The 14,584-nt window shown below is 76.3% G+C and carries 8 protein-coding genes and 1 tRNA gene; 4 read left to right on the forward strand and 5 right to left on the reverse strand.

Features of this window, described 5'->3' with window-relative positions:
* Positions 1–31: 31 nt before the first annotated feature.
* Both C7Y72_RS08870 and C7Y72_RS08875 read right to left on the reverse strand, forming a co-directional pair.
* Entirely contained in the window at positions 32–1,711 is a 1,680-nt protein-coding gene (locus tag C7Y72_RS08870; RefSeq protein ID WP_107568401.1) for an MFS transporter, read from the reverse strand.
* A 148-nt stretch (positions 1,712–1,859) separates the two neighbouring features.
* Positions 1,860–1,932, reverse strand: a tRNA-Phe gene (locus C7Y72_RS08875).
* A gap of 95 nt (positions 1,933–2,027) precedes the next feature.
* On the opposite strand from C7Y72_RS08875, the gene C7Y72_RS23195 reads away from it, so the two are divergent.
* Positions 2,028–3,665, forward strand: a complete 1,638-nt coding sequence (locus C7Y72_RS23195; protein WP_158276733.1) for a hypothetical protein — start codon at positions 2,028–2,030, stop codon at positions 3,663–3,665.
* 8 nt (positions 3,666–3,673) lie between these two features.
* Here the strand turns inward: C7Y72_RS23195 and C7Y72_RS08885 are convergent, their stop codons facing one another.
* Positions 3,674–4,354 carry a CAP domain-containing protein gene (locus tag C7Y72_RS08885; protein ID WP_107568402.1) on the reverse strand — a complete coding sequence of 227 codons (681 nt, stop codon included), beginning with the start codon at positions 4,352–4,354 and terminating at the stop codon, positions 3,674–3,676.
* A gap of 81 nt (positions 4,355–4,435) precedes the next feature.
* Positions 4,436–5,434 carry a M23 family metallopeptidase gene (locus C7Y72_RS08890; RefSeq protein WP_158276734.1) on the reverse strand — a complete coding sequence of 333 codons (999 nt, stop codon included), beginning with the start codon at positions 5,432–5,434 and terminating at the stop codon, positions 4,436–4,438.
* Between the two features lie 148 nt (positions 5,435–5,582).
* On the opposite strand from C7Y72_RS08890, the gene C7Y72_RS08895 reads away from it, so the two are divergent.
* The 3 genes from C7Y72_RS08895 to C7Y72_RS08905 all read left to right on the forward strand — a co-directional run bounded on the left by C7Y72_RS08895 (position 5,583) and on the right by C7Y72_RS08905 (position 13,918).
* Entirely contained in the window at positions 5,583–8,405 is a 2,823-nt protein-coding gene (locus C7Y72_RS08895) for a helix-turn-helix transcriptional regulator (protein ID WP_158276735.1), read from the forward strand.
* A 93-nt stretch (positions 8,406–8,498) separates the two neighbouring features.
* The gene (locus C7Y72_RS08900) at positions 8,499–11,342 is read left to right on the forward strand and encodes a hypothetical protein (protein WP_107568404.1); all 2,844 of its coding nucleotides are present in this window, start codon (positions 8,499–8,501) and stop codon (positions 11,340–11,342) included.
* The gene (locus tag C7Y72_RS08905) at positions 11,342–13,918 is read left to right on the forward strand and encodes a pre-peptidase C-terminal domain-containing protein (protein WP_107568405.1); all 2,577 of its coding nucleotides are present in this window, start codon (positions 11,342–11,344) and stop codon (positions 13,916–13,918) included. Before C7Y72_RS08900 ends, C7Y72_RS08905 begins: the two co-directional genes overlap by 1 nt.
* Here C7Y72_RS08905 and C7Y72_RS08910 read toward each other — a convergent pair.
* Entirely contained in the window at positions 13,915–14,532 is a 618-nt protein-coding gene (locus tag C7Y72_RS08910) for a TetR/AcrR family transcriptional regulator (protein ID WP_158276736.1), read from the reverse strand. The genes C7Y72_RS08905 and C7Y72_RS08910 overlap by 4 nt on opposite strands.
* Between the last annotated feature and the right edge of the window lie 52 nt (positions 14,533–14,584).

Consider the following 14,584-nt stretch of genomic DNA (forward strand, 5'->3'; position numbering starts at 1 on the left):
CCACCCACCACGCGCCTGCCGTCACGCCTGATCAGACCGGGGCGGGACCGGGAGAGGGCGCGGGGTGGAGCTTCGCGATCTCCTCGGCGACGCGGCGCTCGTGCGCGCGGGCGTCCTGCGCGGCACGTCCCGGATGCCAGCGTCCCGGCATGCGCAGCGACAGCGGCAGGACGAGGAGCTGGCCCACGAAGCAGATCCACCACCACTGCCGCCACTCCCGGGGGCCCTCGGTGACGGCCGCCTGGACGGCGGCGCCGTGCCGGGCGACGTAGGCGAGATCGCCGTCGGGGATCGCACGGGCGGCGCGCAGCCCGGCGCGCGCGTCGTCGAGCGCGCCCAGCTGCGCGATCGCCCTCGACTTGACCTTCTTGTCCTCGGGGTCGGCCTTGTGCGCGGCGAACAGCTCGGGCTCCAGCAGGCCGATCGTCCGGAGGCCGAGGGCGTGCTGCTTGCTGATCGCGGCGACCCGCTCGCCGTGGTTGACGAGGACGGCCGGCGCGCTCACCAGCGCCATGAACGCGAGCAGGACCGCGACGACGAACCCGCGCACGACCGCTCCGTACACCGCCATGCCCCGGGCGATCGCGGTGGGATCGATGCGCTCGACGGTCTCGGTGAAGAGCGCCAGCCACGTCGTCGCGACCGTCCCGCCCGCACCGGCCAGAAGGACGAGCAGGACGACGAACTCCTCGTAGGACGTGTCCGGCTTCGTGGCGCGGTCGGCGAACACCGCCAGGGCTGCGGCGGAGACGAGCGCGCCGCCGAGGAGGAGGGGCTTGCGGACGCGCAGGCGGTCGGAGACGACGCCCGCGGTGACCAGGGCGATCGCGCTCGCGACCCAGTACCACGAGGCCAGGCCGTTCGCGCGGGACGGGTCGTACCCGAAGTTCGCGACGAAGTAGAGGACGAAGAACCCGACGCGCGTGGCGTAGAACATCAGGAAGAGGCCGATGCCGACTGCCGGGATGACGAGCGCGGGCACCCACATGGAGTTGACGCCCGTCGTCACCGTGCCCGAGGACGACCGGGCGCGGGCCTCCACGAGCGCGCGCTCGCGGGCGGTCACCATCACCTGGTCGCGCAGCGCCGGGGAGAGCTCGCGCAGGCCGACGAAGGCGACGACGAACGCGACGGCACCGAACACGCCCGCGACACGGAAGTGGTACTCCCACGCGGGGTGGTCGGGCACCATGTCGCTGGTGATCGCGCTGATGAGCAGGCTGCCGAGCGACGGTCCGAGCGCCCAGACGCCCATCGCGGTCGCGCGGCCCATCTGCGGGGAGAAGTCCCGGACCAGCGCGGACGTCGTGACGAGCACGACCCCGCCGACGAGGCTGAGTCCCGCGTACACGACGAGGTAGGACGCGATGTCCGACATCGCCGGGAGGACGACGCCCGCGAGGACCGCGGCGATCGCGAGGCCGCAGAGGACGAGGTTGCACCGCCCCCACCGGTCGGCGAGGCCCGCGGCCCACGCGGCGGCCGCGCCGATGGCGTTGCCCACGACCGAGACCAGGACGAACGTCCAGAGGGGGATATCGAAGTCCGCGATGAGCAGCGGAGAGAGCGCCCCCTGGAGGTAGATGAGGTAGAAGGTCACCGTCGTCGCGACGGTGACGACGAACAGGCAGGCGGCCCGCCGGGAGGGCGACGGGTACTCGGCGAGCTCGCGTCGCCGGCCGGCGACGCTGGACGGGGGGGTGTCGGACATCCTGCGTGCGCGTCCTGGGTGTGGAAGGTGGGGTGAGCGGGCGCGCGGTCGGGCGCGCGCGCCTGAGGCTAGCGCCCTCGTCGTCGGCGTCGCGGATGGCTCGCCGTGACCATCGCCCGACCGGTACACGTCCAGGTCGGGCGGGAGATGGCACCTCCCGGACTTGAACCGGGGACACCACGATTTTCAGTCGTGTGCTCTACCAACTGAGCTAAGGCGCCAGGGCCGCACAGGATAGCGGGACTCCCGCGAGCGTTGCGCTCCGACGGTCGGGCGTCCCATCCGTCGGGTCGGGAGCGGTTACGCTCGCAGCCCCATGTCGCCGCGCACCCTCACGCTGATCCCGATCGTGGTGGTCGCGGTCTTCCTCGGTCTGCTGGTGCTCATCGTGACCGGGGGCGGCGACGACGACGGCGGGAGCGGCAGCGCGGCGACCGCGGAGATCGCCGACCCGCTCGCGGAGGCGCTGACCTTCGTGCCGACGGACGCGCCGCTGGTCGGGGTCGTCGAGACGGACACGGCGGCCGGTCCCGCCGCCGCGCTCCAGGCGCTCGGCGGGCGGATCCCGGGCGCGGCGCTCGCGAGCGGCGCGCTGGGCGAGCTGCTCGGCGACCAGGAGCTCCAGGCCGAGCTGCTGCCGCTGCTCGGCAACCCGCTCGTGGTCACCGCCACCGAGCTCCCGCGCGAGGACGCGACGCCCGCGCCCGCCGGCCTGCCGTTCCGCGTGCCGTCCCCGCGCCGCCTCGCCGAGCACGTGCGCGTCGCGACCGTCGTGCGCGACCGGGCCGGCCTCGACGCGATGCTCGACCGCATGACCGGCACCGGGATGCTGCAGCGCGACGGGGAGAGCCGCGGCTTCGACCGCTACACGCGCACCGACGGCGCGTCGCTCGCGGTCGACGGCCCGGTGCTCGTCGCGACCGGCTCGCGGACCGACCTCGGACAGGCGCTCACGCTCCACGCGCGCGCGACCCGCGGCGGCGGCGCCGCCGGCGGCGACGGGACCGGGGCGCTCACGCCCGTCGGCCTGCGCGAGCGGCTCGCCGGCCTGCCCGGCCGTGGCGCCGCCGTCGCGCGCATCGCCGCCGACGTCGAGGAGCTGCAGGACGCCGACCTCAGCGAGCTCGAGGTGCCGTGGCTCAGCGCGCTGCGGCGCGTCGCCCTGGCGCTCGTGCCGTCCGAGGACGGGCTCGACGTCCGCTTCCGGCTCGCCACCGACCCCGAGAGCGTGACCGACGGGGACGTGCCGATCGCCACCGGTCCGGAGACCGCGTCGCCCGCCGCGCAGGAGGACGCGCCGGTCGTCGTCGGGATCCGCAACGTCGCGCACACGATCGAGTTCGTGCGCCGCACCCTGCGCTCCACCGCGCCCGAGCTCGCCGCGCAGGTCGACGGGGTCGAGTCGAGCCTGCGCCGCCTCGCGCGCGTCGACCCGTCCTCCCAGCTGCTGCTGAAGCTCACGGGCACCACCACGGTCACGCTCGGGCCCGGCGGCGGCGTCGAGGTCCGGGCCGAGGTCCGCGACCCCGAGATGATCGAGGACGTGCTGCGGCGCCTGCCGAGCGCCGCCGCGGGCGGGGCGCTCACCGGCGGCGTCTCCGGGGAGGTCGACCTCGCGGGGATCGCCCTGCGCGACCAGGGCGACGGCACCTACGTCGTGGAGCGGGACGGCGGGCCGCTCGCGCGCGTCGCCGTGCTCGGCGAGGCGCTCGTGGTCAGCACCGACGACAGCACCGACCTGCAGGCGCTCGCCGACGCGTTCCCCGAGTCGCCGTCGGAGGGCGCGCGCGGTGCCCTCACCGCCCGGGTCAGCGCCGAGGAGGCGATCGACCTCGTCGGCCTCTCACCGGACCTCGCCGAGGCGCTCGGCACGTTCGGGACCGTCACCCTGCAGGCGCGCGGGGAGACCGAGGCGGTCTCCGGCTCGATCGGCCTCGTCGAGGGCGACGAGTAGCCGCGCGGCTACCGCGTGCCGAAGTTCTGGACCGCGTACCCGTCGACCCAGGCGGGACCGATGAGCGTGTAGACCGGGTCGAGGATGTTGCGCTTGTGGCCCGGGCTGGCCATCCACCCGCGGCACGTCGCCTCGGCGCTGGAGAAGCCCATCGCGATGTTCTCGCCCATCGCGCGGAACGGGAGCGCGCCCTGGAGCGCCGCCTCGATCCGGTCCCACGGGGTGCGGCCCTCGGGCGTCTCGTGGGAGAAGTAGGACCGCTGCGACATGTCGGCGGCGTGGCCGCGCGCCGCCCTGGTCAGCGACGCGTCGATCTGCAGCGGCCCGATGCCGCGCGCGGCGCGCTCGCGGTTGGCGCAGTCCATCACGCCCTGCTCGAGCGCGCTGATCGTCACGGTCTCGACGACCGTGTCCACCGGGGTCGGCGGCTGCGTCTCGTCGACCGGCTCGTCGTCCTGCACCGGCGGGGTCGGCGTCACCGGGCGGACCGGGCGGCGGACCGGCTTGCGGCACGCCCGCCGGACGGCCTTCTTGCGCGCGGCGCTCGAGGACTTCTTCGCCTTGGCCTTCGCGGCCTGGCAGGCGGTCGGCTTGCGCTTCGCCTTCGCGTCGGCGGACGCGGGGGCGGCCGAGCCGACGAGCAGGACGGCGGCGAGGAGGAGGAGCAGCAGCTGACGGAACGGTCGCATCACGACCTCGGTCGGCAGCTCGCCGTCCCACCTGCGACATCCGGCCGTCCGATGTGGACGGATGTCCGGCGCGTGTCGCGGTCAACGTCCGGCCCACGCCCGCAGCTGCGGGAGCGGGTCGACCGGGGTCGAGCGCGCGTCCACGCGCCAGCCGCCCGTCCAGATCTCGAAGTGCAGGTGCGGCCCGCTCGACGCGCCCGTGTTGCCGACGTCGCAGACCCGCTGTCCCGGGGTCACCGGCTGGCCGGCGCGCACGACGACGGTCTGCGCGCGGCAGTGCGCGAAGAAGAACGAGCGGCCGTCGACGGCGTCGATCACCGCGTACCAGCCCGCCCCGTCGCGCTGGTAGTCGACCGCGCGCACGGTGCCCGCCGTCGGGGCGACAACCGGCACGCCGCGCGCCGCGACGATGTCCTGGCCCTGGTGGACGTGCCCGTCGCGAGCGGCGCCGAAGCGCGCGCCGTCCCCGCCGAAGCTCCACGGGCCCTGCACCGGGAACACCCCGCCGGCCCGCACGAGCGGGGCGCTCGGGGTCGGGGTCGGGCTCGCCGCCGGGGTCGGGATCGCCGCGGGGCGTGGGGCGGCGCGCACCACGAGGCTCGCCCGTCCCGACGCGCGGGCGCGGCGCAGCAGCGTCCCGCCGCCCGGACCGGTGGCGTGCAGGCGCACGGTGTAGCGGCCGGCGACCAGGCGCGTCCCGCGCGGCCAGCGGACCGTGATCGTGCGGCCGGTCCGGACCCGTCCCAGACCGACGCGCAGCACCTGCCCTGTGCCACGCGCCGGCCAGAGAACGAGTCGAGCCCGCACCGTCAGCACCCCCTGCTGCTCGATGCGGAAGGTGATCCGCGGCGGCGTCGTCCCCTCCGTCACGCTCCCCGGGCGGACGCGAAGGGACTGCGCCACGGGCCGCGGATCCCGAGCCGAGAGGACCACCTGGCCGTACTCGGCTCCACCCGACCCACCGTGCGTGGGCGGCACCTGCGCGCCTCCGGCCGACGCGTCCGCGGAGCTCGCGAGCGCACCGGCGACCGTCGCGACGAGCGCGCAGGTCGGCAGGAGGGACTGGCGGGGACCGGCCACGACCGGACCATCGGCCCGCCCGCGCGCGACCGCACCCCGGTGTGCAGCCTTGTGGAGGTTTCGGGCGGAACGGGTGGAGGTTTCCGCCGGGAAGCGGCAGGTTCGGCGGCTCGACCGGGCTCTGGACGCGCCATATAGTGGAGCGGACGTGAGCCCGGGGGGACCCACCGGCAGGCCGATGCTGCAGCGGGAGGCAGAGCTCGCGCGGCTGCACGCCCTGTGCGCCGCCGCGGCCGACGGGCACGGGGCGCTCGCCTTCGTCGAGGGGCACGCCGGCATCGGCAAGACCCGGCTGCTGGACGCCACGGTCGCCGCGGCGACCGACCGCGGGCTCGGGGTGCTGCGCGCCCGCGGTGGGCTGCACGAGCAGGGCGACGCCTACGGGATCGTCCGGCAGCTGCTCGGGTTCGTCCTCGACGAGCGCCCCGCGCTGCTGCACGGTCCCGCCGCGCTCGCGACCGGAGTCCTGGAGGGCCGCGCGCAGCCCGGGGCCGACAGCCCGTTCCCGGTCCTCCACGCGCTCCACCGGGTGCTCGTCTCGCTGCTCGCGGACGGGCCGCTGCTGCTCGTGGTCGACGACGCGCACTGGGCCGACGAGCCGTCGCTGCGGCTCCTGGACGTGCTCGCCGCCCGGGTCGACCGGCACCCGCTCGCGCTCCTCGTCGCGGCCCGACCGCGACGCCCGGGCCGCGACGACACCGCCCGCCTGCTCGCCGCCCTGCGCGCCCGCGCACCCGACGCGCTCGTCGAGCCCGCCCCGCTGGGCCCCGCCGCCGTGCGCGAGCTGCTGGCCCGCGACGGCGCCCCCGCCCCGCGCGACGACGTCGTGCGCGCCTGCGTCCAGGTGACCGCCGGCAACCCGTACCTGGTCGGCGAGGTGGTGACGAGCCTCGAGCGCGCGGGGCGAACCCCGGCGACCGCCACGGAGGCGGAGATCCGCGGCCTGGGCCCCGCGTCGATCGCCGCGTCGCTGCGCCTGCGCCTGTCCGTGCTGCCGCCGTCGATCGAGGCCGTGGCCGAGGCCGTGTCGATCCTCGCCCCCGCGGCGGAGATCCGGCACGTCGCCGCGCTCGTCGACCGCCCCGGCGACGAGGTGGCGGTCGCCGTCGACGTGCTCGCGGGCCTCGGGATCCTCGCGCCGCGTCGCCCGGTGCGGTTCACCCACCCGATCGTCGCGCAGGCCGTGTCCGAGGAGCTGCCGCCGGCGCAGCGCGCCCGGCTGCACCGTCGCGCGGCCGACGCGCTGCTGGCGGAGGGGCAGCCGCCGACCCGCGCCGCGTCGCACCTGCTGCGCTGCGAGGCGGCCGGCGACCCGGAGGTCGTCGCCGTGCTCCGCGCCGCCGCGGTGACCGCGCTCGCCCAGGGGGCCGCGACGCCCGCCCGCCGCTACCTCGACCGGGCGCTCGCCGAGCCGCCCGCCCTTCCCGACCGCCCCGGGCTGCTCGGGCTGCTCGGCCAGGCGCTCGCCGCCGAGGGCGCCGATCTCGACGAGGCCTGTCGCCGGTTCGAGGAGGCCGCCGAGCTGGAGCCGACGCTCGAGGCGGCCGCCGTCCACCTCGAGCACGCTGCGCGGCTGCGGCTCTTCTCCGGCGATCCGGCGCGCGCCCTGCGGCTGCTCGACCGGCCCTTCGCGCGCGGGACCGTCGACCGCGAGACGACCCTGCGGCTCCGGGCCCACCAGGCGTCCATCGGCGTGCTCGCCCCGCTGCACGGCCGCCCGGAGCTGGAGCGCCTGGAGCAGTGGGCCGCGCTGCCGGGCGACACCCCGGGGGAGCTCGCCGTGCTTGCCGAGCTCGCCGCGGCACGCTGGCTGCAGGGACGCATCCGCGACGCCGCCGAGCTCGCGCAGCGCGCCCTCGCGGGCGGGCGGCTGCTCGCCGCCGAGGGACCGCTGTCGACCGGCTTCAACCACGCGCTGCACGTGCTGCTGGACGCCGACCGCCACGATCTCGCCGAGCCGGTGCTCGGGGAGGCGCTCGCGCTCGCCCGGGCGCAGGGCGCCACCCTCGCCGCGAGCAGCCTGCTCGGCCTCCGCGCGGTGGCGCTGTGGCGGCGCGGCGACGTGCCCGGCACGCACCGCGCGGCGCAGGAGGCACTCGCGCTGCTGCACGAGGTCAGTCCGGGGATGGCCGGTCCGGCGCAGGCCGGGTACGTGGCGCTCGCCGCGGTCGAGCTCGGCGATCTCCCCGGGGCGCAGGCCGCGCTCGACGGTGCCGGGCTCGTGTCGCAGCTGCACGACCTGACGTTCCTCGGCGCGCCGTTCGACGCCCGCGCGCGGCTGCAGCTCGCCCGCGGCCGGTCCCGGGAGGCGCGGGACACGCTCGAGGGACTCGCGGACCGCGACCGTCGGCTGGGGCTCGGGCACCTCAGCACGCCGTGGCGTCGCACCGCCGTCGAGGCGGCCCTCGCCCACGACGCCCGCGAGGACGCGCGGACGATCGCCGACGAGCAGCTGCGCCGCAGCGAGCGGTGGGACGTCCCCTCCGCGCGCGGGCTCGCGCTCGCCACCAGCGGGCTCGTCACCGCCGGCCCCCGCGGGATCGAGCAGCTGCGCGCCGGCATCGCGCTGCTGGAGCGCTCGCCCGCCCGCCTGGACCTCGCCCGCGCGCAGCTGGATCTCGGACGCCTGCTGCGCCGCGAGCGCCGCGAGACCGACGCCCGCGACCCCCTGCGCGCGGCGCTCGACCTCGCCGACCGCTGCGGTGCCGCGACCCTCGCCGACCGGGCCCGCGAGGAGCTGCTCGCCACCGGGGCGCGGCCGCGCGGCGCGCGGACCAGCGGTGACGCCGCGCTGACCGCGGGCGAGCGCCGCATCGCCCGGCTGGCCGCCGCGGGGCGCACGAACCGCGAGATCGCCGCCGAGCTCGTCCTGTCCGTGCGGACCGTCGAGAACCACCTCGGCCGCGTGTACGGCAAGCTCGGGATCGGCTCCCGGCACGAGCTCGCAGCCGCGCTCGAGCCCGAAAGATGAGTGGTCACCACTCATGAGATGCCTGCGGGTGACGGGCAGGATCGGGCCTGCACGGGGACCCCACCCCGGCGCGCTCCGAAAGGCAGCAGTCCCATGTCCGTCCGTCCGCGGCTCCGTGCCGCGCTCCTCGCCACGCTGCTCGCCGTCACCGGCTCCGCGATCATGGCCGCGCCGTCCCACGCGGCCGTCGAGATCCTCAGCCGCGGCTTCGCGCCCGATCCGGCCGTCGAGGGCGGCCAGGCCACCCTCACCGTCGACGTCACCGTCGGCCAGGCCCCGTACATCGTCGAGTTCTTCTGCTGCGACGCCACGAACATCGACACGCCGGCGCAGACGAAGGTCCTCCAGGAGACGAGTCCCGAGACCCAGGGCCTGCGCGGCACCCACGCGTTCACGTTCGACGTCGGCGCCGCGGGCACCCCCAACCGCACCGTCACCGTCCGCGTCACCGACTCCACCGGCGCCCAGCAGCGTCAGGCCCTCGCCTTCCAGCCGCCGACGCGCGCGACGCCCCCGGTCCCGGTCACGCCGCCCGAGCCCGCCGGGCCGACCCGGGTCGAGAACTGCCCCAAGACCGTCGAGTTCACGCTCGTGCGCCTGCGGACGACCGGCGGCTCCTGCTGGCAGGAGATGCGCGCCGGGACCGACGCGCTCACGCTCGGCGGCGTCGCGCTCGAGCCGCGCCAGCGGTTCTTCCAGACCGCGGACCGGTTCGTGCTCAACGGCATCCCCTTCCCCGCGGCCCCGGACGGCACCACCTACGTGCTCGGCGCGCCGACCCAGCGGGCGCCCGGCGGCACGCTCGGCATCGACCGCAGCGTCGAGGTGAAGCTCGGCCCGGTCACCGTGCTGCGCGGCCAGCTGCTGTGGAAGCTGCCCTCCGGCACGAGCGAGGGCGCGCTGCCGGCGATCACGCTGCCCGCCGGGCGGCTCGGCGGCCTGCCGATCGGCGGCCAGGTGCAGGCGATCTTCCGCAAGCGCGCCGGGCGCTTCACCACGTCGTTCCCGATCAGCGTGACGCTCCCCTCGATCTTCCGGCCGTCCCCCGGGACCACCGGGGCGATCACCGGGCAGACCGAGATCTCCACCGACGACGCGCGCGGCGTCAGCGTCGACGGCGGCCGCATCGAGGTCGCCAACGCGGCGATCGGCAAGGTCGCGCTGAAGAACCTCTGCTTCTCGTACCTGTCGGCGAACGTGTCACGCAGCTTCGCGGCGTGCGAGCCGCCCTCGCTCAACGGCGCCCCGGCCGTGCAGTGCACGCCGCCGTCCCAGCGCCAGGAGCGCTTCGACGGCTCCGTGCTGATCGGCCTGCCGACGCCGTCCCGCGCGGACTTCGCCGCCTACGGCGGCATCGCGGGCGGCCAGTTCGCCTACGCGGGCGGGTTCGTCGACAACGCGCGGATCCCGCTCGTGCAGGGCATCACCCTCGAACGGGTCGGCTTCGGCCTGTGCCTGCGTCCCGACGTCGTCGTGCGCGGGGACGCGGGCCTGGGCTTCGCCAACGGGCTCGTCCGCGGCGACGTCTCCGTCACCTACGCCGAGCAGGGCCGCACGTTCTTCGTCGAGGCGGCCGGCTTCCTGCGCGTCGCCGACATCCCCGTCGGCAACGGCCGCGTGCGCGTCAACAGCAACGGGGTCGTCGACTTCGACGTCAACGCCAGCGTCCTGCTCGCCGGCGGCTTCGTCCAGATCAACGGCGGCGTCTCCGGCTTCGTCCAGCCGCGCCCGTTCCTGTTCAACCTCGACGGTCGCGTCGCGCTGTGCCTGAACCTCGGGATCTTCGGCTCGCCGTGCGTCGCCCAGGCGTCCGCGACGGTGTCGAGCCTCGGGATCGGCGGCTGCGGCGAGTTCAAGTTCATCGGCGCCTTCAGCGGCTTCTTCTTCTACCAGACCCCCCGCAACGGGAAGCGGTTCGACTTCGGCGCCGGCTGCGGCTTCCAGTCCCGCGTGCGGATCGCCCGGCCCCGGCAGATCGGGCCGCAGGAGCTGACGTTCCCCGTCCCGCCGGACAACGACCAGTACGTGCTGCACGTGCAGGGCGTCGGCAAGCCGCCGAAGATCCTCGTCACCAGCCCGACCGGCCGCACGTTCCAGTCCGGCCCCGACGCGCAGACCACCGACAACGCCACGTTCCTCATCGTCGAGAACCCCGAGGCGCCCGAGACGAGCGTGTTCTTCAGCAAGGACGCGGTCGCGGGCGGCTGGAAGGTCCGGGCGCTCGAGGGCAGCCAGCTGGCGGGCGCCGAGTTCCAGGCCGAGGAGAAGCGGCCGACCGTCGTCGCCGGCACGATCCGCGCCACGCGCGACGGGCAGCGCGAGCTCGACCTGCGCTACCGGCTGCGCGAGGGGGACACGGTGACCCTCGACGTCGTCGGCAAGGACTTCCAGCAGCCGATCGCGTCCGGCCTGCGCGGCCGGCCGTGCACCGGCGGCCGGCGGGCCCCCGGCTCCACGACCGCCGAGTCCCGCTGCCGCACGCTGCGGTTCCGGCCCGCGTTCGGCTACGAGGGGCGGCGGATCGTCCGCGCGATCGTGCTCGACGCCCAGGGGGCCGAGCAGGACCGCTTCGACGTCACTTCCTACATGGCGCCCGCGCCCGCCACGCCGCGGCGGACCCCGGCGCTGCGCCTCGTGCGCCGCGGCAGCGACGTCTTCGCGGTCTGGGGACGGACCGGGGGGAACACCACCCGCTACGCGGCGTACGCGACGCTCGGGGACGGCCGCCGGCTCGGTCACACGGCCCCCGCCGACTGCCTGGCGTGGCGGATCGGGCGGGTCCGGCGCGACGTCCCGGTGACGTTGCGGATCCAGTCCGGCCGCCAGGACATCCGCTTCGGCCGGACCGCCAGCGTCACCCTCCGGGCCGGGGCGAGCTACGCGGGGCCGCGCGCCCTGCGCTCCGCCCGCCTCCCCCGAGCCTGCGCCTCGATCTGATGCGCCGCCCGCTCGCCCTGCTCGCCGTCCTCGCCGGACTCGTCACCGCCGCCCCGGCGTCGGCCGTGCCGCTGGAGGCGACCCCGTTCCCGGCCGAGCCGGTCGGCGGGGTGGAGCCCAACGAGACGCCCGCGACCGCGCAGCCCGTCCTCAGCGGCCAGCGGATCCGCGGGACGCTGCTGGCCCAGGAGGACGTCGGCCTCGACCTCGACCACTACCGCGTCAGCGCGCAGGCCGGTGAGCGGCTGTTCGCGGCGGTCACGACGGCCACCAGCCCGGTCGCGGACGTCGGCCTGCGGCTGATCGGCCCCGACGGCACCACGGTCCTCGAGTCCGACGCCGACGACGGCGAGCAGAACCCGCTGTCGGCGACTTTCGCCGGCGTCCCGCTCCCGCAGACCGGCACGTACACGCTGCGGGTCTCGCGCGACGGGCCGAACGTGATCGCCCCGTACGACCTCGTCGTGCGGGTCGTGCCCGGGGCCGCGACGGCCGAGAGCGAGCCCAACGACGTCGTCGCGCAGGCCAACCCGCTCCCGGCCGGGGGCGTCCTCGGCACGTACGCGGCCGGGGTGGGCGGCCAGGACCTGCACCGCCTGCAGCTGCAGGCGGGCGACACGGTCGCGCTCGCGCTCGACCTCGACCCCGAGCGCGACGGGGTGACCTGGAACGGGCGCCTGGCGCTCGCGGGCCCGTCGGGCCCGCTGGACCGGGTCGACGATCCCGGCGGTGACGCGACGCCGTCGGAGGCGCTCGTCCTGACGGCCGCCGAGACCGGCACCTACGTCGTGACCGTCGACTCCTCGTCGGCGGGGTCGGCGACCTCCACCTACCGGCTGGTCGCGACCGTGGTCGCGCGCGAGACGCCGTCGTGCCGCAGCGTCGCCGGCTCCCCGGCGGGGGTCGGCGACGGCACCACCGAGGTGCCGATCGTCGTCACGGACCCGGCGGAGATCCGGCGGCTCGCGGTGAACCTGAGCATCACGCACACGCGGCTCGAGGACCTCGACGTGGCGTTGCGCTCCCCGTCCGGCGTGGAGGTGGCGCTGTTCAACGACGTGGCCCTGGGCGCCTCGGGCACCACGACGCACACCGCGACCTACGGGACGCTCGCCGGCGCGACGCTCGGGGTCGGGCTCGCGCCCGTGTCCGTCGCCCCCGGCGCCACCACGCGGCTGCAGTGGTTCGAGGGGACCGAGGCGGCCGGGACCTGGCGGCTCGTGCTGCGCGACGACACCCCGGGCAACGGCACGAGCGGCTCGGTGCTGCCGCCGACGCTGGTGCTCTGCCCGCAGGACCCCCTGCCCACCGGGAACGAGCTCTTCGCCGCGACCTTCAACGCCGACGACGGCGGCTTCACGCACAGCGGCACCGCCGACGAGTGGGAGCGCGGGACGCCCGCGACGGTCGCCACCAGCAGCTCCAACCCGGTCGCCGGCCTGTCGACGTGCGGCGAGGGCAGCGGCTGCTTCAAGACCGACCTCGACGGCACCTACGGCAACGGCACCCAGGTGCTGCTCTCCCCGCCGATCTCGCTCGCCGGCCGCAGCGGCCGGATCCTCGCCAGCTGGCGGCAGTGGTTCCAGCTGGAGTTCGCGCGGTTCGACTTCGCCCGCGTGAGCGTGGTCGAGGTGGGCGGGGCGAACCCCACGACGCTGTGGGAGTGGGACGGGCCGACGATGACGAACGTGGGGGTCGGTCCGGGCGTCGGGCTCGCGATCCCCGCGGCCGCCGGCTGGGCGCGGCTGACCGGGAACCTCTCCGCCTACGCGGGACGGACCGTGCAGCTGCGCTTCGCGCTGCAGGGCGACGCGAGCGTCAATTACGCCGGGCTGGCGATCGACGACGTCCGGATCGTCCAGCCGACCGGCACGCTGACGGTGGCGCCGGCCGGCGGCGGGACGGGTCGCGTCACCTCGTCGGTCGGCGGGATCGACTGCGGCGCGACCTGCGCGTCGACGGCGCTGCCGCTGGACACCCCGGTCACGCTCACCGCGGTCCCCGCCGCCGGCAGCGTCTTCACCGGCTTCGCCGGTCCCGGCTGCAGCGGCACGGCGACGACCTGCACGGTCACGCTCGACCGCAGCCGCACCGTCACCGCGACCTTCGAGCCCGCGCCCATCCCGGACCCCGGGGTGAACCCGGGCAGCGGCACCGGGACCGGCGCACCGGGCGCCGCGACGCCTGATGCGGGCAGCGGCTTCCTGCCCGACCCCGGGCTCGCCGGGGACGTGGACGCCGACACGGTCCGCCCGGCGCTCGCGATCCGGCTCGGCCGCGGTCGCCTGACCGCCCGGCGCAGCGCCACCGTCACGCTGACGCTGTCCGAACGGGCGTCGGTCGCGGGATCGCTGAGCCTGCGCACGTGCACGCGCCGGCGGGGCGCCCGGCGGCCGACGTGCCGGACGACCACGCGGTCGGTCGTGCTCGGGACGCGCGGACAGGGGCGCAGCACCGCGCGGATCCCGCTGCGTGGCCTGCGTCCGGGCACCTACACGCTGCGGCTCACGGCCCTGGACGCGGCGGGCAACCGCTCGGCGGTCCGGACGCTGCGGCTGACCGTGCGCCGCCGCTAGCCGTCCAGCAGCGCGCCGGCGACGTCGGCGAGCACCGGCTTCATCGCCGCCCAGCGCGCGTCGATCTCCGCCGCGCCCGACACCGGGATCGCCATGACGAGCCCGCGGATGAGGGAGACGGCGGCGTCGATCGACGGCCGGAACCGCGGGTCGTCGCTGATGTCCGGGAACAGCGTGGCGGCCGTGCCGAAGATCAGCCCGCCGAGGCGCTGCTCGAGCTCGTGCAGGGCGGCGGCGAGCTGCGGCTCGGCCCAGGCCGCGGCCCACAGCTGCGCCGCGGCGATCGCGACGGGGGAGGTGAACTGCGCCCACGCCTGGTCGAGCACCGTCTCGCGCTGGGCCGGCTCGCGCAGCGCGACGAGGTCGAGCGCGTCGATCGCCTCGTCGGCGAGCCGCATCGCCAGGTGGCTGACGGTCTCGACGAGCAGCGCCTCGCGGGTCGGGAAGTGGTGCATGAGCGTGCTCTGCGCGACCCCGGCGAGCTCGGCGACCCGCCGCGTGGTCAGCTCCGCGTAGCCGTCCGCGACGAGCACCTCGCCGGTCGCGTCGAGGATCGCCGTGCGCGTGGCGACGCGCTGCTGGGCGCGGGTGAGACGGCGGGGCTCGGCGGTCATCGAGCCGCAGTGTCGCAGGCGGCGTGTGCAGGCCTGCGCGCGTTGCGGTGGA

This window comes from Paraconexibacter algicola, from assembly GCF_003044185.1.
GTDB classification, from domain to species: domain Bacteria; phylum Actinomycetota; class Thermoleophilia; order Solirubrobacterales; family Solirubrobacteraceae; genus Paraconexibacter; species Paraconexibacter algicola.

Bases quoted from the DNA above. Each gene is read 5' to 3' on its own strand.
- C7Y72_RS08910 (WP_158276736.1), bottom strand. From the start codon at position 14,532: ATGACCGCCGAGCCCCGCCGTCTCACCCGCGCCCAGCAGCGCGTCGCC.
- C7Y72_RS23195 (WP_158276733.1), top strand. From the start codon at position 2,028: ATGTCGCCGCGCACCCTCACGCTGATCCCGATCGTGGTGGTCGCGGTC.
- C7Y72_RS08870 (WP_107568401.1), bottom strand. From the start codon at position 1,711: ATGTCCGACACCCCCCCGTCCAGCGTCGCCGGCCGGCGACGCGAGCTC.
- C7Y72_RS08900 (WP_107568404.1), top strand. From the start codon at position 8,499: ATGTCCGTCCGTCCGCGGCTCCGTGCCGCGCTCCTCGCCACGCTGCTC.
- C7Y72_RS08885 (WP_107568402.1), bottom strand. From the start codon at position 4,354: ATGCGACCGTTCCGTCAGCTGCTGCTCCTCCTCCTCGCCGCCGTCCTG.
- C7Y72_RS08905 (WP_107568405.1), top strand. From the start codon at position 11,342: ATGCGCCGCCCGCTCGCCCTGCTCGCCGTCCTCGCCGGACTCGTCACC.